This window comes from Neobacillus sp. PS2-9 (assembly GCF_030915525.1).
Taxonomy (GTDB): domain Bacteria; phylum Bacillota; class Bacilli; order Bacillales; family Cytobacillaceae; genus Neobacillus.
In genome coordinates this window covers 3167017-3185410 of record NZ_CP133269.1, presented here as the reverse complement: position 1 = coordinate 3185410, position 18394 = coordinate 3167017, and the positions used below count along the sequence as shown (strand labels likewise).

20 protein-coding genes and 1 other annotated feature (1 of these 21 cut by a window edge) are annotated in these 18394 nt (G+C 37.2%); of the genes, 9 read left to right on the top strand and 11 right to left on the bottom strand.

All coding sequences use genetic code 11. The features are described 5' to 3' along the window. Positions 1 to 115 (top strand) — a binding site (T-box leader) (it extends 100 nt beyond the left edge of the window). Positions 116 to 194: 79 nt separating this feature from the next. Continuing rightward, positions 195 to 1625 (top strand): proline--tRNA ligase, encoded by a 1431-nt coding sequence (proS, locus tag RCG25_RS16110; protein WP_308079842.1) that lies wholly within the window; start codon positions 195 to 197, stop codon positions 1623 to 1625. Between the two features lie 247 nt (positions 1626 to 1872). Further along, positions 1873 to 2433: a GNAT family N-acetyltransferase gene (locus RCG25_RS16105; RefSeq protein WP_308079841.1), complete on the top strand. Its 561-nt coding sequence runs from the start codon at positions 1873 to 1875 to the stop codon at positions 2431 to 2433. 38 nt (positions 2434 to 2471) lie between these two features. Here the strand turns inward: RCG25_RS16105 and RCG25_RS16100 are convergent, their stop codons facing one another. Beyond that, positions 2472 to 3059, bottom strand: coding sequence for a YdcF family protein (locus RCG25_RS16100; protein ID WP_308079840.1), 588 nt, complete (start codon positions 3057 to 3059; stop codon positions 2472 to 2474). A 120-nt stretch (positions 3060 to 3179) separates the two neighbouring features. Further along, complete coding sequence (locus RCG25_RS16095) at positions 3180 to 4028, bottom strand: DegV family protein (protein WP_308079839.1); 849 nt, start codon at positions 4026 to 4028, stop codon at positions 3180 to 3182. A gap of 393 nt (positions 4029 to 4421) precedes the next feature. Here RCG25_RS16095 and hmpA point away from each other — a divergent pair, with 393 nt between their 5' ends. From hmpA to RCG25_RS16070, 5 genes are all read left to right on the top strand, one after another. After that, positions 4422 to 5636 (top strand): NO-inducible flavohemoprotein, encoded by a 1215-nt coding sequence (gene hmpA, locus RCG25_RS16090; RefSeq protein WP_308079838.1) that lies wholly within the window; start codon positions 4422 to 4424, stop codon positions 5634 to 5636. Between the two features lie 342 nt (positions 5637 to 5978). Next, positions 5979 to 6755: an SGNH/GDSL hydrolase family protein gene (locus RCG25_RS16085; protein ID WP_308079837.1), complete on the top strand. Its 777-nt coding sequence runs from the start codon at positions 5979 to 5981 to the stop codon at positions 6753 to 6755. A 13-nt stretch (positions 6756 to 6768) separates the two neighbouring features. Beyond that, entirely contained in the window at positions 6769 to 7683 is a 915-nt protein-coding gene (locus RCG25_RS16080; protein ID WP_308079836.1) for an ABC transporter ATP-binding protein, read from the top strand. Beyond that, on the top strand, positions 7676 to 8656 hold the full coding sequence (locus RCG25_RS16075) for a DUF2705 family protein (protein WP_308079835.1): 981 nt from the start codon (positions 7676 to 7678) through the stop codon (positions 8654 to 8656). Before RCG25_RS16080 ends, RCG25_RS16075 begins: the two co-directional genes overlap by 8 nt. 342 nt (positions 8657 to 8998) lie before the next feature. Then, complete coding sequence (locus tag RCG25_RS16070; protein ID WP_308079834.1) at positions 8999 to 9367, top strand: VOC family protein; 369 nt, start codon at positions 8999 to 9001, stop codon at positions 9365 to 9367. A 346-nt stretch (positions 9368 to 9713) separates the two neighbouring features. Here the strand turns inward: RCG25_RS16070 and RCG25_RS16065 are convergent, their stop codons facing one another. Next, the gene (locus RCG25_RS16065; protein WP_308079833.1) at positions 9714 to 10937 is read right to left on the bottom strand and encodes an NAD(P)/FAD-dependent oxidoreductase; all 1224 of its coding nucleotides are present in this window, start codon (positions 10935 to 10937) and stop codon (positions 9714 to 9716) included. Positions 10938 to 11216: 279 nt separating this feature from the next. On the opposite strand from RCG25_RS16065, the gene RCG25_RS16060 reads away from it, so the two are divergent. Then, positions 11217 to 11774, top strand: a complete 558-nt coding sequence (locus tag RCG25_RS16060) for a hypothetical protein (RefSeq protein WP_308079832.1) — start codon at positions 11217 to 11219, stop codon at positions 11772 to 11774. Next, entirely contained in the window at positions 11771 to 11896 is a 126-nt protein-coding gene (locus RCG25_RS16055; protein ID WP_308079831.1) for a hypothetical protein, read from the top strand. Before RCG25_RS16060 ends, RCG25_RS16055 begins: the two co-directional genes overlap by 4 nt. A gap of 42 nt (positions 11897 to 11938) precedes the next feature. Here RCG25_RS16055 and RCG25_RS16050 read toward each other — a convergent pair whose 3' ends face one another. The 8 genes from RCG25_RS16050 to RCG25_RS16015 all read right to left on the bottom strand — a co-directional run bounded on the left by RCG25_RS16050 (position 11939) and on the right by RCG25_RS16015 (position 18366). Beyond that, positions 11939 to 12154, bottom strand: a complete 216-nt coding sequence (locus RCG25_RS16050; RefSeq protein ID WP_308079830.1) for a twin-arginine translocase TatA/TatE family subunit — start codon at positions 12152 to 12154, stop codon at positions 11939 to 11941. A gap of 79 nt (positions 12155 to 12233) precedes the next feature. Then, on the bottom strand, positions 12234 to 12740 hold the full coding sequence (locus RCG25_RS16045; protein WP_308079829.1) for a hypothetical protein: 507 nt from the start codon (positions 12738 to 12740) through the stop codon (positions 12234 to 12236). A gap of 109 nt (positions 12741 to 12849) precedes the next feature. Next, positions 12850 to 14049, bottom strand: a complete 1200-nt coding sequence (dltD, locus tag RCG25_RS16040; protein WP_308079828.1) for a D-alanyl-lipoteichoic acid biosynthesis protein DltD — start codon at positions 14047 to 14049, stop codon at positions 12850 to 12852. Continuing rightward, complete coding sequence (dltC, locus tag RCG25_RS16035) at positions 14046 to 14297, bottom strand: D-alanine--poly(phosphoribitol) ligase subunit 2 (protein WP_308079827.1); 252 nt, start codon at positions 14295 to 14297, stop codon at positions 14046 to 14048. Before dltC ends, dltD begins: the two co-directional genes overlap by 4 nt. A gap of 5 nt (positions 14298 to 14302) precedes the next feature. Next, positions 14303 to 15469 carry a D-alanyl-lipoteichoic acid biosynthesis protein DltB gene (gene dltB / locus RCG25_RS16030; RefSeq protein WP_308079826.1) on the bottom strand — a complete coding sequence of 389 codons (1167 nt, stop codon included), beginning with the start codon at positions 15467 to 15469 and terminating at the stop codon, positions 14303 to 14305. Further along, positions 15466 to 16983 carry a D-alanine--poly(phosphoribitol) ligase subunit DltA gene (dltA, locus tag RCG25_RS16025; RefSeq protein WP_308079825.1) on the bottom strand — a complete coding sequence of 506 codons (1518 nt, stop codon included), beginning with the start codon at positions 16981 to 16983 and terminating at the stop codon, positions 15466 to 15468. The genes dltB and dltA overlap by 4 nt, the downstream gene beginning before the upstream one ends. Positions 16984 to 17000: 17 nt before the next feature. Continuing rightward, positions 17001 to 17150: a teichoic acid D-Ala incorporation-associated protein DltX gene (gene dltX / locus RCG25_RS16020; RefSeq protein WP_308079824.1), complete on the bottom strand. Its 150-nt coding sequence runs from the start codon at positions 17148 to 17150 to the stop codon at positions 17001 to 17003. Positions 17151 to 17316: 166 nt separating this feature from the next. After that, positions 17317 to 18366: a M42 family metallopeptidase gene (locus RCG25_RS16015; protein ID WP_308079823.1), complete on the bottom strand. Its 1050-nt coding sequence runs from the start codon at positions 18364 to 18366 to the stop codon at positions 17317 to 17319. Positions 18367 to 18394 lie beyond the last annotated feature (28 nt).

The following is an 18394-nucleotide window of genomic DNA, read 5'->3' as shown; positions in this document are numbered from 1 at the left end:
AGTTCTGTATCGGATATTTTGAAGATACATGCGGATCAAATCCGTTATCATGCAAAGAGTTTAAAGCGAATGCTTTATGAATTTAGGGTGGTACCGCCAGGCCATGGTCCCTTTTTTGGGAACAAGGCCTTTTTGCATTTTAATCGGAATCTCGTTGTTGTATTTATTTTTTAAAAAATGAATGAGGTGTCAAAATGGCAAAGGAATTTGTAAAAGATGTTACTGCGATGGATGAGGACTTCGCACAGTGGTATACAGATGTTGTAACAAAAGCTGATTTAATCGACTATTCAAGCGTTCGCGGATCGATGATTATCCGTCCGTATGGATATGCTTTATGGGATAACATTAAAAATGAATTAGATCGTCGAATCAAAGAAACAGGACATGAAAATGTCTATATGCCTCTATTCATTCCAGAAAGCTTACTACAAAAGGAAAAAGACCATGTTGAAGGCTTTGCTCCTGAAGTAGCATGGGTTACACACGGCGGTTCTGAAGAGTTAGCAGAGCGTCTAGTTGTTCGCCCAACTTCTGAGGTTCTTTTCTGTGAGCACTATAGCAATATTATTCATTCGTATAGAGATTTACCAAAGCTTTATAATCAGTGGGCTAACGTAGTTCGTTGGGAAAAAACAACACGTCCATTCTTACGTACATTAGAGTTTTTATGGCAAGAAGGCCATACAGCCCATGCAACGGATGAAGAGGCAATGGAAGAGACCATTAAAATGCTAAATGTATATGCAGCCGTTTGTGAAGAAATCCTTGCGATTCCAGTTGTAAAGGGACAAAAAACGGAAAAAGAAAAGTTTGCTGGTGCAAAAGCGACATTTACCATTGAAAGCTTAATGCATGATGGAAAAGCATTACAGTCTGGTACCTCTCACCACTTTGGTACAGGTTTTGCGGAAGCCTTTAACATTCAGTACACGGATAAAGAAGGTAAACTACAGTATGTTCACCAAACATCTTGGGGCTTTACAACAAGAATCATTGGGGCGCTAATCATGGTTCATGGTGATGACCGCGGTCTAGTCATTCCTCCAAAAGCAGCACCAACACAAGTGATGATTGTGCCAATTGCTCAGCATAAAGAAGGCGTTTTAGACTTTGCATATGATTTGAAAAAGTCACTCGGGCAGGTGGCTCGAGTTGATATTGATGCAAGCGATAAAAAGCCAGGCTGGAAATTCAATGAGTATGAAATGAAAGGTGTTCCAGTTCGTTTAGAAGTTGGACCAAAAGACATTGAAAATAAACAGGTTGTTTTAGTAAGACGTGATACTTTAGAAAAAGTGATCGTTCCTATGGATGAGTTAGAAACAAAACTTGTTGCGTTACTTGATGAGATCCAGTCTAATTTATACAACAAGGCATTGAATCATCGTGAAGAAAGAACTTCTGTTGCAACTACACTTCCTGAGTTAAAAGAAACTCTAGAAGCAAAGCCTGGCTTTATCAAGGCTATGTGGTGTGAAGATGTAGCTTGTGAGGACAAAATTAAAGAAGAAATTGGGGCAACATCAAGATGTATGCCATTTGAACAAGAACAAGTTTCTGATAAATGTGTATGCTGTGGCAAAGAAGCTACTAAGATGGTTTATTGGGCAAAAGCATACTAAGATTGGGGGCTCTTCCTTTATGGAAGGGCCTTTTTATGTGGATTTGTAGATATAATTCGAAACCGTGTAGATAAAACTTGAATTCGTGTAGATATAATGTAAAAGTGTGTAGATAAAATCTAAAACTGTGTAGAAAAACCCTAATTTTGTGTAGAAATAATCCAAAAGTGTGTAGAAAAAATTTTAATAAAAAGGAATTTACTGCGTCCTAGCGAATTTTTATAGTAGTTAAGAGGAGGATTTGAATATGAAACCGATATTATTAGACTTTCCAGAGGAGTTTTCCACCAAGCGACTACTAATTCGCAAACCGATGCCTGGAGATGGCAAGGACGTATATGATGCGATGCAAGCTTCCATGAACGAATTGAAAGAATGGATGCCATGGGCCCACAGAGAACAAACTGTAGAGGATGTAGAAGTAAATATGAGGGATGCTCATGCGAAGTTTTTAACACGTGAAGACTTACGGCTGCATCTCTATGATAAAGAAACCGGGGAATTTATTGGTTCATCAGGCTTGCATAGAATTAACTGGCATGTGCCAAAGTTTGAAATTGGCTATTGGATTGATACCCGACATAGTGGAAAGGGCTATATTACTGAGGCAACAAAAGCTATCACAGAATTTGCCTTTACTGAGCTTAAGGCCCGCAGAGTGGAAATTCGTTGTGACTATAATAATACGAAAAGCCGTGCAATCCCAGAAAAATTAGATTTTACATTAGAGGGAATCTTAAAAAATGATGGATTGTCGGCTGATGGGAAAGAAGTAAGAGATACGTGTGTATATGCAAAGATTAAATAACGAAAAAGAGGTTGACCCCTTGTGAGTCAACCTCTCTATTAATCTAGTAAGTATCTCTTTAAATAAAACTTTGTAATGGCTAAGTATTCACGAGTATATGATTTCACGACAGCTTGTACGGGAGTTTTTGCAGGTAGTCCTTCTACATCTAAACCCTGGTCACTTGCTATAGAAACCGCACGATAAATATGAAACGTATTGGTCACAACTAATCCTGACTGTGCATTTTTCGGAATCAACTTCATTGAGTATTTAATATTCTCATAGGTATCAGTAGAGCGGTTTTCCATTAGTATGCGAGACTCACTTATGCCCAACTTAATTAGCTCTCTTCTAATCGACTCAGCCTCAGAAATATCCTCACCAGGACCTTTCCCACCAGAAGCAATAGCAATGGTATTTTCGTTTTCCTTTAAATAACTAGCAGCCGCCTTAATACGACTTGCAAATGCAAGAGAAGGAACAGTTCCTTTTACCCTTGCCCCTAGAACAATGATATAATCTGCATGTTTGGGCACTTCTGTTTGAATATGTTGACTAATCTTAAACTGTAATACACCAACATAAATCAGTCCTAGTGCCACAAGAATACTCAAATAGGACAACATCCTTTTCTTATTTTTCATCCATTCCAATCCATTTCATATGATTTTTTTAAACTATTAAATCTATCTTTATAATAGAATAAATTGGATAAAATAACCAACATATTTTTCCATAAAAAAAGAGGCTGAGATTCAGCCTCTTTATTCACATACCCAAGACAACCCAATTGTACCAACACCCGTATGCACTCCTGCAACCGTAATAAGCATTAATATTTCCGTTTCGATACCAGGAATGTTTTCTATAATTACCTTTTCCAGTTCTGTTGCTTTTTTGATATCGTTTGCATGAACAATGGCAACCTTTTTCACAGATTTGGTTTCAAGGTCCTCTTTCAATTTATTTACAAGCCAAGCAATGACCTTTTTCTCTGTACGAACTTTGTCTTTAATTTTGGCTGCGCCTTCTTCAATCGATAAAATGGGCTTTATGTTAAAAAGGGATGCTAATATTTTTTGGCTACCTGACACCCTGCCGCTTTTATGAAGTTGATCTAGGTTTGAAGGAACTAGGTATAAGCGAGTTTGGTCAAGAAGTCCGTTTAGTTGGGTCATAATATCATTTATTTCCAAGCCCTGGTCAGCAAGTTCAATTCCTCTTTTAACTAAAAAGGAAAGAGGAAACGAACCCGTTTGCGAATCGAGTGCATATAGTTTAAAGTCTTCCATTTCAGCTGCCATTACGGATGATTGATAGGTTCCAGTTAGAAGGCTAGAAGCGTGAATGGCTACTCCAAAATCGTACTCGCCCTTCAATTGATTATATAAGTCTACAAAGTCAGAAATAGAGGGCTGAGAGGATTGAAATTTACCTTCCTCATTTTTCATTCTTTCATAAAATTCTTCTTCAGTAATATCAACTGTTTCCTTGTAAAATTCATCATTAATTACAACGTGCAGGGGAATTACATGTATATGATTCTGCTCTATAAATTCTTTACTTAGAGATGCAGTCGTATCAGTGATCCACGCAATCTTTGCCTTATTCATATAATCCTCTTCCTCCAGTGGAAATCTCTATTTTAATTACAATATACCCTGAATAGTGCCTACTACACGTGTAACTTATTCATTATTTCACAATTCTATCAATAAGTATAAAAATAGGAAAAAGGGTACGTAGTATTAATATCTAAATAAACAATACAAGAGCGATAAATAACTCGTCAAGTTACATTTGTCATACCCAAACCTAACTATTTTTATCATTTACACTACACATAAAAAAAGGGAGATTTGAAAGGGAATTTAACAAATCTATGATTTTCGAACTAGTTCAAATTATTCAAATATAACGATGTGTGATTTAAATCACTTAGTTCATGTGGTGAATTTCATATAATCACTATGCAGACAGTGAAAACGTATTTAGGAGTGATTATTTTGTTAGAACAAAAAACAATTGAAATTATTAAATCTACTGTACCAGTACTAGAAAAGCATGGAGAAACGATTACTACACGATTCTATCAACTTATGTTTGGAAATCATCCTGAACTATTAAATATCTTTAATCATGCGAACCAAAAACAAGGACGCCAACAAAAAGCATTAGCAGGCACAGTTTATGCTGCCGCAATGTACATTGATAACCTAGAAGCCATTCTTCCAGTAGTAAAACAGATTGCCCATAAGCACAGAAGTCTTGGGATTAAACCCGAGCATTATCCGATTGTTGGAAAGCATTTGTTACTAGCAATTAAGGATGTATTAGGAGATGCAGCCACTGATGAGATCATTGATGCTTGGGGTCAAGCCTATAACCTAATTGCTGACGCCTTTATCAGTGTCGAGGCTGAGATGTATGAGGAGGCTGCAACGCAAGATGGCGGCTGGGATGGATTCCGAAATTTTGTTGTAGACCGAAAAGTAGTTGAAAGCGATGTAATTACCTCTTTTTACTTAAAACCAGAAGATAAAAAGGGAATTGCCACATTTATTCCCGGTCAGTATATTAGCATCAAGATGGAAATTGGTGGAGAAGAGTTTACGCATATTCGTCAATACAGCTTATCCGATGCTCCAGGAAGAGACTATTACAGAATTAGTGTGAAACGAGAAGCGGGAACTGAAAATCCTGACGGAATGGTATCAAACTATCTTCATGATGATGTTAAGGAAGGCAATCTATTAAAAGTAAGTGCACCAGCTGGTGATTTTATTCTTGATACGGAAAAGAATACACCTGTTGTTTTACTTAGTGGTGGAGTAGGATTAACACCAATGATGAGTATGTTAAAAACGCTAGTTGAAATTCAGCCTAGTAGGGAAGTAACTTTTGTACATGCAGTTGCGAATAGTAATGTGCATGCACTTAGAAATGAAGTGGAAGAGCTATCAAAGCTAGAAACAGTTAATTCCTTTTTCTTCTATGATTCCCCTACTGAAGAAGATCGAATGAATAATCGTTTTGATGTAGAAGGATATATTACACGTGAATGGTTGGAAGATAAGGTTTCTGTAGATCATGCAGACTTCTACTTCTGTGGACCGGTTCCTTTTATGAAGGCAATCAATCGCTCTTTAAAAGACCTAGGAGTAAAGGAAGATAGAATTCACTTTGAATTCTTTGGCCCAATGGGTAATTTAGAAGAATAGAAAGAAAATGAGGCCGGTTCCCAAAATGGGAATCGGCTTTTTATATGTTTACTAGGAAATTTTAAAAAGGATCGAGTGTGGATAACTGAACTAGTTGTCCGAATCTAGCTCCAGCGCCTAGCCCCTCGGGTCAAATAACCTTCGGCAAGAAAAGTCAAAAGGCGGACTTTTCCCGCCGAAGAACATTTGCCTGTCGGGGCTGAACGAGGCGCTTCCGCCTTTTGTTCTTTGCTAAAAAAGTTAAGAATTCATGAACGTTAATGAGTTTAAGACCTTGAAAGTTTGATTCAAGCTTGAACTGTGATTAAATAATAGAAAAGGCCGCCAGAAAGGATGTTTTTAATGAGTAAGAATGTCATACGTTCTATTACTGCCATCGCCGTATTATTTTGCCTCGTCTGGCTTGTAGGGCTCGGCTGGGCGGTAGGGGAGTATTATGCTGGGAACAAAGAAAAGGTTCCGGAAAGATCCACTGCTACCAATGAAGTCAAGAACACAAAGGGCCTGACGATAGTGGCTTTAGGTGATTCGTTAACAAGAGGAACCGGTGACGAAACGGGTAAAGGCTATGTAGGAATTTTAATGGATGAAATAAAAGAAAAGACCAAACGCCCTGTTCAACTAACGAACCTTGGCATAAATGGACAAAGATCAGATCAACTTCGTAAACAGGTTCAAGAGAAAGAAGTGGGGAGACAAATTGAAAAAGCTGATTTAGTTCTTGTAACAATTGGTGGAAACGATTTGTTCCGTGGGGGACAAGGATTAAATGACTATGGAACAGGAGATATTTCCACCATTGAGAAAAAATATCTTGAAAACCTAAAGGTTATTTTTGAACAAATCCGAAGAAATAATCCTACTGCCAATGTTTTCTTTATTGGCTTGTATAATCCATTCATCGATTTGGATCAAGGGAAAGAAATGTCGAAGGTCGTTCGTCATTGGAATTATGATAGTGCAGAAATAAGTGCAGCTTTTCCAAAGATTATTTTCGTTCCAACCTTTGACTTATTTGAGTTAAAAGTCAATGATTATCTGTATTCTGATAAGTTTCATCCAAATTCAAAAGGATACCGTTTAATTGCAGAACGTGTAGCCTCATTGCTCACCTGGTAAGGAGAGGAAACCGATGGAGAAAAAAATTACATTAGAAGTAAAAAATTTAAAAAAAGAAATCGGAAGAAAAGAAATCATTAAAGGGTTAACTTTTGAATTACGTGAGGGTGAAGTGTTTGGTTTCTTGGGACCGAATGGAGCTGGGAAAACAACAACGATCCGTATGCTTGTTGGTCTAATAAAGCCAACCTCCGGAAGTATCCAAATTTGTGGATACAATATTGAAACTCATTTTTATGAGGCAATGAAAAACCTTGGCTGTATTGTTGAAAACCCAGAATTATATCCCTATCTTTCAGGGTATAATAACCTGCTTCATTTTGCCCGAATGATTGAAGGAATTGGAGAAGAGCGAATCAAAGAGGTGACAGAATTAGTTGGCCTTAGTGAAAGGATTCATGATAAAGTGAAAACCTACTCATTGGGGATGAGACAGCGTCTAGGTATTGCTCAAGCCTTGTTAGGAAAACCGAAAGTGCTAATTCTTGATGAGCCAACTAATGGGTTGGATCCGGCTGGAATCCGTGAAATGCGCCAGTTCATTCGCTTTTTAGCAGAGAAAGAAGGACTAAGCGTCCTTGTCTCCAGTCATTTATTAAGCGAAATTCAATTACTCTGCGATCGAGTTGCTATTATTTCAAAAGGCACAGTCATTCGGACTGATACAGTTCATCATTTGTTGTCAAATCGGGAAAAAGTAGTTTGGCAAGTTCATCCGATTGAAACGGGAAGAAACATATTAGCTTCCTTAACAGCGATTGAAGAGAGAGAAGATGGTAGGATTATGACAGAATTTGACGAGCGAAAAATTCCAGAATGGAATAAACAGCTTGTTCTTGCAGGTGTTTCTGTTACTGAAATGAATCGAAAAATGCCAGTACTTGAAGATTTATTCCTCGAACTTACTGGGGGTGACTCCATTGAATAAATTGATTCAAAATGAAATGATGAAATTGATTGCCAAAAAAAGGCTAATAGTCATTGCCATCATTATTGGCGTTTTAGTGGTGTTATTTACATATGCACAATATAAACAGGTTGAAACGCAACGAGAGAAATTAGGTACTAGTGATTGGCGTACGATTTTGCAGCAGCAAATTGTGGATACCACTAACCGGTTGAGTAGTAGTCGAATCACTGATGAATGGAAGAAACAACTGCAAATATCCTTACAGCAACAGCAATATTATCTTGACCATGATATTAATCCTGCTGAGCCTGGCGCACCTACATTTATGAGGGTCTTTTTTGAAAATTCGATTGACCTGTTTATTCCTTTAATGGTTATGGTTATTGCCAGTGATTTAGTTTCCTCTGAGCATAGTTTAGGGTCAATTAAGCTTTTGCTGACGAGGCCGGTAAGAAGATGGAAGGTATTATTGAGCAAATATATCACACTGTGTTTAGCTGTATCGTTAATTATTGCCATCGCAGGGATCCTTTCTTATCTTATTTCTGGATTGGTTTTTGGATATAGCGGATGGGGGGCACCCATTTTAACAGGGTTTAATGTGACGGAATCGGGATTAAATACTTCAGAGGTGAAGCTCATCAGCCTGTGGAAGTTCCTGCTAATGGACTTTGGGCTAGTATGGTTTGTCTCTATCGTTGTTGGAACACTCTCGTTCATGTTATCTGTTTTAATTCGAAGTACAGCAGCAGGCATGGGAGTGATGCTGGCTGCTCTCATCTCAGGAGCCATTTTAAGTAATATGGTTTCATCATGGGAATCGGCTAAGTATTTCTTTATGGTCAACCTACGTTTAACAGATTATATGAAGGGTTCTGCTCCTCCAATCGAAGGAATGAACCTCTCCTTTTCAATGATGGTGTTATTCGTTTGGTGGGCAGCAGCATTACTCGTATCATTTGTAGTCTTTACAAAAAAAGATGTTTATTAATATTCGGCTTTGTTAATGAGCAATGTTGAATATAATAACAATGTTGATTGGAGCGGAAGGCGCGCAGACTCCTGTGGAAGTACAGTTCAGGGGAGACCCCGCAGGCGCAAGCGCCGAGGAGGCTCGCCGAAACGCCCACGGAAAGCGAAGCGCCCGGAGCGGAAATCAACATACAAGGTTACAGAGCATAATAATTGAGGTTAACTCCTTTGCAATGGAGTTAACCTTTTTAGTTTTCAAAGGAAATCATAATGACGTTTGTAAAAATAGTTTAAATTTGATAGAAAATTATAAATTTTATAAAATAGAATAATATAAATGCACCTAAACGGAGGGGAAAATATGGCATTTAAAATTAAAAAAATTGACCATATCCAACTTGCGGCACCAAAAGGCTGCGAAGAGGCTGCAAGAAACTTTTTTGGGGAAATTCTTGGACTAATGGAGGTAGAGAAGCCAGATGAATTAAAAAAGCGAGGTGGAGTTTGGTTTGAGTTTGGAACATTCCAGCTCCATATTGGCGTCGAAGTTCCTTTCTCACCTGCAAAAAAGGCTCATCCTGCGTTTGTTGTTGAAAATATTGAGGAATTAAAAAGACACCTGAGTAGAAATGAGATCACATTTCAAGAGGATGATAATCTTCCTGGAGCCAGCCGCATTCATGTAAATGACCCATTTGGTAATCGACTTGAATTTCTAGAATGGGAATAATTCAATTTTTAACCCATTCTTTATAAAAGGCTGTGTTAAAGAACATTGTTGATTTTTTACACCCTGTTGATTGGAGCGGAAGGCTCGAAGACTCCTGTGGGAGTACGGTTCAGGGGAGACCCCGCAGGCGCTTTTCTCCGAGGAGGCTCGCCGAAACGCCCACGGAAAGCGAAGAGCCTGGAGCGGAAATCAACAGGCTTTTAACAGTGCCTATAAAGAATAGCCCCATTCCAGCATTGGATATGGGGCTTAAAGTATTTTTAATAGGGATGTAAGATTTTTCTAATCAATATACAAGCAGGGTGAGGGGACAGCCTGCTTAAGGGAATCAACTCAATACCTATTGCTACTGTTTAACAGTTACTTTTACTTGTTCATGACTGACACCTATGTGCTGTTTGAAAATTAAAGAAGGACCACCAAGGTTAAAAAGGTAACGAGCCTCAATAACCTGTTTCATAAATGCAGCGAATAACCCAGATAGACGGAAGTTTCCGACCTTTCCTACTGCTGCCCAGTTTCCAATTGAGGCAACAGAGCCTTTATGATGGTATTCAAATGCTTTCAATTCACTACCACGAAGTGTAGCAACTATATTTTTTGCACAAATATCCGCTTGTTGTAAAGCCACTTGAGCAGTAGGCGGTAAAGAAGATTTTTCATCCTTCATGAATAATGAGCAATCACCTATACTAAAGATGTTTCTCATATTCTCAACCCGTAAATAGCGGTCTACCGGAAGTTTGCCTTTCATCATTGGTAAGCCACATTTTTGAATAATGGTATTTCCTTTTACCCCGCAAGACCAGATTAACGTTTTTGTTGGGATTTCCATACCGTTCTCAAGGTAAACCTTTTCGGGAGTGTACTCTAAAATCTTCATTCCTGTTAATAGTTCAACATTAAATTTTTCTAACACTTCAGTTGTATACTCGATTGATTCTTTAGGGAAGAAAGGAATGACGGAAGGTGCAGCTTCAATCGCAACAATTTTTACTTTTTCAAAGGGCACCTCGTATTGTTTACAAAGCTTTGGAAGACCTTCTGCAAGTTCACCAAGCATTTCAACTCCTGTAAATCCACCACCTGCAACAACAAAGGTTAGGCGTGCAGGATCTAGATCTTCTTTGTAAAGGTTTAGTTGTTTAATAATTTGATTATATATTGCTTTTGAACTTCTAAAGCTTCGAATCTCAAATGCATGCTCTTTTATTCCAGGAATTCCGAAGGTCTCCACTTCAAATCCAAGTGCAATTAACAAGTAATCATACGGAGCAGTATCGCCACCTTCGAGGTGTACTTCCTGGGTATTAATATCGATTGAGGACACAGTTCCCTTTTTAAAATAGGTCTTGGCTGGATCAATTAGTTCAGGAATAGACATAGCAATTTGTTTATCAGCTGCGGTCCCGACACCTGTTTTATGCAATTGTGTCGTTATATAGTGATAATCGTGTTTATTAATTAAAGTTACATCTGCTTCACCCGATTTTAGCAACTTCTCAAGTTTCTTACTCGTAATAATCCCACCGTATCCTGCACCTAAAATAACGATTTTGGGTCTTTTCATAATAATCACTCCCATTTTCTATAAAGAATACTTTTGGTCTAAAATGTGAAATGTTTCACATAAAAACTTTTAAAAATAAGAGCTAAAAGCCCTTTTTATGTGAAATATTTCACAAACCTTCTATATTCATAGAATACGATAAATTGAAAGTTAACACAAGTAATTTATCCACTAAAATTTTGACAAAATGGTAAATTATTTTTAATAAATTGGGAAAGATAACCACGTGCCACAAATTGATCAAATTAATGTAAAAATAAGAAGTGGAAGGTGTCTAATATGAAAATAAAAATGTTACTTTTGGCAATGGGTTTATTGTTTTCACTGCCAGGATTAGCTTCAGCTAATCATCTTGAACAAAGCGATCATGGAGAAAAAGCACCTTGTGATTGTCATGATGAAGGGAAGCACCATCATCATATGATGCATAAAGATTGGCAAGCACATATGGCAGAAAAAGAACAAAAACTGTTAGCATGGGTAGATCAATATACTCCTAATAAAAAAGCAGAGTGGACCAAAGTGTTAGAAGAGAAAAAGGCACTTCGTAATAAATGGATGAGTCCTGAAAATGCATCAAAGCGTGAGCAGTGGAAAAAAGAAAGAATGGCCAAAATGGAAGAACTAAAAAAGCAATTTGATCAAGGTAAAATAACGAAAGAGGAGTATATCCAAAAGGCACACGATGGTAAAGTCATGGGTCACTGGAAAACCTTCCATGAACTACGCTTAGCTGTAGAGAAAAAGGACAATCAGCAGGCTGCAAATCTCCTTAACCAGCTTTTAGAACAATACAAACAGCATAATCAGAAAATGAATGAGATGCTGACAAAATGAGTAATAAAAAACTAATGATGGCAACACTTGGTTTAGGCGCTGCTTTCATATTAAGAAATGAGAAGTCACGAAAAATCTTAAAAGAACAATTTCAGGCCTTTGCAGAAAAGTCCAGAAAATAAAACAACCCCCATTGCCTGTGTGTCTAGGTAATGGGGGGGATTTTATTTCTTTAAATCGATTTTATCCTGTTTTACTTCTTTGATATCTTCTTTTATTTCCTCTTTTATATCATCCGCAATGCCTTCAGTTGCTTTTTTAAATTCACGAATTGACTTACCAAAAGCACGTCCAATTTCAGGCAATTTGTTTGGACCAAAAATGACTAAGGCAACAATTAAGATTAAAATTAACCCGGGAAAACCAATATTCGAAAACATTATTTCACTCCTATTGATGAGTTGTAATCATTCTAATCAATATTATACCGTTATATTTTAAATAGTACTAGTAGATAGACTAAGCGAAGGTAGCGTGCAGCATAAATATAACTAAGAAAGCAATGGCTAACTTTAAATGCCAATTCCGATCTGTTCGTTTGAACCGGTTTATTCCCATTACCATTAGGAACAAAAGTACAATAACAGCTCCCATTCCGGATAAATAAGTAAAGTTTACCTTAAAGCCTCGTATAAGCGCTAAGAAACTGTGCAGAAACACTATACCTGCAGATAGAAGACCGACTGGTACATGCCATTTTCGGACAATCTTTGCAATAGACTGAACAAGAGGCTTGATTTGAATTTGTCCCAACTGAAGTGTCTTTAATTGCTTTTGCTTTAATACCCAAAAGACAGGATAGATGGCTAAAGCTGCAAAAAAGCCAATTCTTGAAATAGAACCCAACTGTTTAAATGTCCCTTTATAGTGGCGAAAGTCTTGGCTCATTAGCTCTTGGTGGTTAATCGAGATATACAGTAATCCAGTTAAAACTAAGATGACTGATAACAGTAAAAAGCTGATCAATAATTTGCGTTCCTTGGAATTAGGTATTTTCCTTGATAGAAAAGTATTTTTTTTAGCTGAAATAGAATGTTCTTTTATGGGAATCACAACCTTCCTTAATAGATGGCTACTATTTTCGAACAACCTCATTGTTAGCATTATCTTTTCTATAAAAATCAATTATCGCATGATCCGTATATACCCAGCCTTTCCAACCTATGTGAATTGTATCCTTCATAAAGTAAGGGTCATATTCATGATTGGAAAAGTCCGCTACTTGAAATCCCTCAGACTCAATTTGATTTTTTATCCGCTGATAATAGGAGAAACGGCCCTCCTTGGGAAAACCAGTATAGTCATACCATTTTCCGTTCACTGGAACGGAGATAAACAATGGTTGAGCACCATTTTCTTTAAGCACATCGAGAACTAATTGAAAATCCTCATATTCTGGGGATTCTCCATAAGTGGAACCTTGTTTTTTATCCTTCAATGACGGGACCAATTTTTTTATTTTACTGTACTGGTTATTTGCTATATAAAAGTGATTGTTTGTCGATTTTTTTTCACCAAACTGGACTGCTAAAGACTCTAATTCCCCCCAAGATTTATTTTTTACTTTAGGAGAAATATCCTGGTTTCGGTGAATACCGCCTGCTAACGTATAATATAGATCCTTCTTTTCTAGCAAATCTCGATAAGCATATCCAAAAGGACGCACAAATGAAGCTTTCCGTTTCACCCACGGGTTCTTTGATATTTCTGCTTTATAGATGGTTGAAAGAATGGGATCATTTTCGATTGGTGAAAAAGTTAATAATCGTTTAATTGCTTTCTTTTTAATTACTGGATCAATATTTTTGTTAAAAGCAAAATCATATCCTTGTAAGGCTGAATAATTAGGAGCAAAGTGAGATTCGTCAGTCCCGTTCGGCTGAAACCATTGTGGTGACAAAACGAAAACGATTTTTTTCCCTTTTAATTGTTTAGTATGTTCAGAGAAATTTAATAAGTGTATTAACGATTCAGTTCCACCTCTTCCAATGAGAAAAGGCGTGAAATCGGCATTTGTCTCTTTAAAATAGTTGGATGGATGAAAGCGATCCAACCTTGCTAGCTCGGACGATCCGTAAATAGGCAAGAATTGTGGATCCTCCAACATTTTTTGTTGAACGAACTTTCCTTGAAACATAAAAGGGTTTAATTCTGTTGCCGCTTGACTGATTCTAGATTTCGGTATCATCGATTCTATGAACTGATTAGGTATGAGAACCAAAGTTATCAAGAAAATGAAAGCTAGGATTAATGGTGCGAAAAGCGGTTTATTCATTTCATATCAGCCAGCTGTAAAGCAATATTGTTAGGTGTATTCCAAAGGTCCCGATCAAACTCAGAAATGGGTACAAGAATACCTAGACGTTCTTCTATTTGGATTAGCAATTCAACTGTTCCGAATGAATCTAATAGACCGGATTTAAATAGATCAACGTCGGGGTTTTCCTTAACAACCTCGTCTTGACAAACTTCTGCTAAGATTTCAATAACTTCATTTTTAAATTCGACTAATTCTATACTCATGATATTTAGACTCCTTCTTTAAATAGTTGTCCAGAAAAAAGATAAAAACCAAAACAAACGAAATGGAAGGTAATGACAATGGCCAATATATGAGTGAATTTATTTTGCGGCCACCATTTATGTTTTTTATTAAACTGCTCAAACGAATTGTATAAGACCATTAGTAAGGCATGATATATTCCATAGAGAATATATTGAATTTCTAAACCATGCCAGACACCCATAATCATGAATAAAAGGATGTAACCTAGGTTGGAAACAACATTTCGATTTTTAATCCACTTTTTCTTGGTCATCCAAAAAACAAAACGCATATACACATAATCTCGGAACCAAAATGAAAGACTTAGGTGCCAACGATTCCAAAAGTCTTTGATATTTCTACTAATAAAGGGCCTATTGAAGTTTTCAGGGGATTTAATTCCCATCAAATAACTAACACCAATGGCAAATGCACTGTAGCCTGCAAAATCAAAAAAGAGATAAAAGCTATACGCATACATGTAGTAAAGATGATGCTGAAACTCACTATGTGCAATAAATCTTAGATTAGCGATAAAAAAGTGGTTAATAGAATAGCCAATTATATATTTATATAAAAAGCCCAGGAAAATTTTGTTGATTCCCTCATATAAAAGGACTTTATATTCCTCTCCTTGTATCTCCCTTTGCGCATCCTTTTCAAACCGACGATATCTGTCGATGGGACCAGATGAGATGGTGGGGAAAAATAATAAAAAATATAACAACTGGAAGAGGGGGGGAACCTTTTTAATGAGGCCGTCCCTAGTTTCCATAATTAACTGAGTGCCTTTAAACGTTAAATAAGAAATACCAAGAAAACCAATCCAATTAACTTGTGAAAAGTATGGCATCAGCTTGGACAGGCCTAATGGAAGGATAGAAAGGAAAACAGCCAAATAAAAAATGATAGCTCCATTTGCCTTCCTTCTATAGTGAATATACCCATAAAATAAGATAATCTGCCAAATGATAAATAGGATTAATGCAATCGTACCTTGTAAATTGGATGCAAAAATGAGACTTAAGCCAATAATTGTAACTAGCAAATTATAGCGATAAAATCTTTTCCCTAGTAACCCTAGTACAATCGTTGGTGTTAACAGGATGGCGACGATGAAAAAGAAAGTAAAGGAGCCATAGGGTGTCATAGCAAAACCAGTTCCTTTATTCTTTTTCGATCCATTTTTCCATTTGCCGTCATCGGAAGTTCATTAAAATAAGTGAATTTCCTCGGTATCATATAAGCAGGAATCATTCTGCTTAAATCTTTTTTTATGGCGCTTGTTAATTGGTATTCTTTTTCAAAGGTGTGTTTTGCCGGGATAATAGCTGCTAGTAAGTACTCAATCTTTTCCCCAGAATCTATCGGAATTACAAGTGCTGACTGGACAAATGGTGATTGTGAAAGCTGATATTCGATTTCTTCCAATTCCATACGATAGCCATGAAGTTTAATTTGGAAATCGATTCGCCCTTGATAAAAAAGATACCCTCTAGAATCCATAAAACCAGCATCACCTGTGCGATAGGCTTGTTCACCTTTATATGTGAAAAATGCTTTATCAGTTAGCTCTGGTTGACCCAAATATCCCTTGCTGACACCTGGCCCTACAATGATTATTTCACCTTTTTCACCATTGGACACAAGGTTGCCATTCTCATCCAGAAGTAAAATCTGCGTATCTTGCTTTGGATTCCCAATAGGAAGTGTAGGAAAGTCCTTCATTATTTCGTTGGATATCTCAATGGATGTGACAGCTACAGTCGCTTCAGTCGGTCCGTACGTGTTAAAACACTTGGCACGCGGAAAACGAGTCATCAGTTGCTGACAGATTCCATGAGGTAGCACTTCTCCGCAAAATAAAAAAACTGAAAGTTCGGGAAGCAGCTCTTCATTAAAAGATGGATCCATCAAACACATTTGTGCAAAAGAAGGAGTAGATGTCCAAACATGAGCATTCGAGCGTCGCAATTCCTCAAAAAGAAACTTTGGTTTTTCAATCATTTCTTTTGTAACGGCAAAAAGTGTTCCTCCAGTCATAAGAGCAGGATACAGGTCCATTACAGAAAGATCAAAGGAATAGGGTGCTTGGTTCAAGAATCTTAACTGGCCGTTAATTGGAAAATCCTCAACCATCCAATCTAAAAAGCTTTGTAAGTTATTAACGGATATTTGAACACCTTTAGGAGTTCCCGTACTCCCGGATGTGTAAATGATATAAAAATTATCGTTACCTTTAACCCAATTTGATTGATCTACTGGCCCCGTTGCGGGAAGGTCAACCAGAATCTGTTCAAATGCTATTGTTCTGACATTGCAGTCATTAAAAGGTAATAGTTGATTTGTTGTATTGATGATTAACCCTGGTTTCGCACTTGTGATGATATGATTAATCCTCTCAGGCGGGATAGATATGTCCACCGGGATATAGGGATGCCCTGCTTTTACACTTCCCAAAAATGAGACGACTAAGGATACATCCATATGACCGTAAAGTAGGATTGGTAATTGCTTTTCTAATGTTTGTTTTTTTATGAAGGCAGCAACCCTCTCAGATTGATCCCAAAGTTCTCCATAGGTGATTTCCTGGTTTGGTGTGATATAAGCAATACTGTTTGGCTGTATATGTGCAATGTTTCTAATGTGATGTAAAAGTTTCATGGTAGAGCTGCCTCCTATTAAAAATCATTGTAAATATAGGTGCCGGCGCTTGCGTCATTAAATCCATACATGAAAAATAATAAAAGTAGAATTAGAAAATAATAGACAAAGCGTCCAAACCATTTAAGCTTTTGATTTGAAAAGATAACTTTAAATTTATTGAACATGGTGGTTCAACCCCATTGAAAAATTTGAACTTACTTATCATAATGCGATTTGCCTTTTTAAACATTAAAATAAGATGAGGATACAATTAAATTTTCATTATTTAATTAGAAAATTCGATAGAAAAAAGGCTAAGTGGTGAACACTTGGCCTTTACCTGTAACCATTTTAAAGAACTAAGTAGGATTGTACGTAATGGTAGAGAAGCTTAGCTGTATTTTCGATGGATGATTGATGTGTACGTTCAAAAGCGTGAGATGAATCAATTCCAGGACCAATTAATCCATGGACAATATCATGACCAGAGCGGATCGCAGCTGATGCATCTGAACCATAATACGGATAAATATCAAGTTTGTACCCAATATTATTCTCCTGTGCTAGACGAACTAAGTTTTTTCTCATTTCATAATGATAGGGACCACTTGCATCCTTCACACATATGGACACGGTATATTCATCGGTTGATTGTCCGTCCCCCATAGCTCCCATATCCACTGCTAAGTATTCAACCGTTTCAGGTGTAATATTGGAGTTGCCTCCGTATCCGATTTCCTCATTATTTGAGATCAGAAAATGAGTGGTATACGGTAAGGTTAAGTTTTCTTTTTTAATTTGCTTGATTAATTGAAGAAGAATGCCAACACTTGCTTTATCATCCAAATGGCGTGATTTAATATATCCGCTTGGTGTTATTTCTACACGTGGGTCAAATGAGACGAAGTCACCGACTTCAATTCCAAGGGCACGAACTTCCTCGGCATTAGTGACTTTTTCATCAATACGAATTTCCATATTATCCTGATTTCGTTCTGCTTTTCCAGCATCTTTATACACATGGACGGATGTTTGATGCATTAAAATAGTGCCAGTAAATTTCTTTCCATTGCTTGTTTCAATTTGGCAGTATTCGCCTTCTATCGAGTTATATTTAAATCCTCCAATCAAATCAATTTTTAATCTGCCATTTGATTTAATTTCCTTTACCATCGCACCAAGCGTGTCAACATGTGCTGTAAGCATACGATGCTTGCTGGAATCTTTCCCGTCAATTGAAGCAATTAGACCGCCTTTGCGGTTTCTATAAGTAGTAATTTGTAACTCCGCAAGAAATTTTTCAACAAAGGTAATCACTTCATTCGTATTACCAGAGGGACTTGGGATGGAGACTAGCTCTTTGATTAAATGTAATGTGTCCTCTGTATATGTATTTGTCATTGCACTTGCTCCTTTCAGAATCTTCATT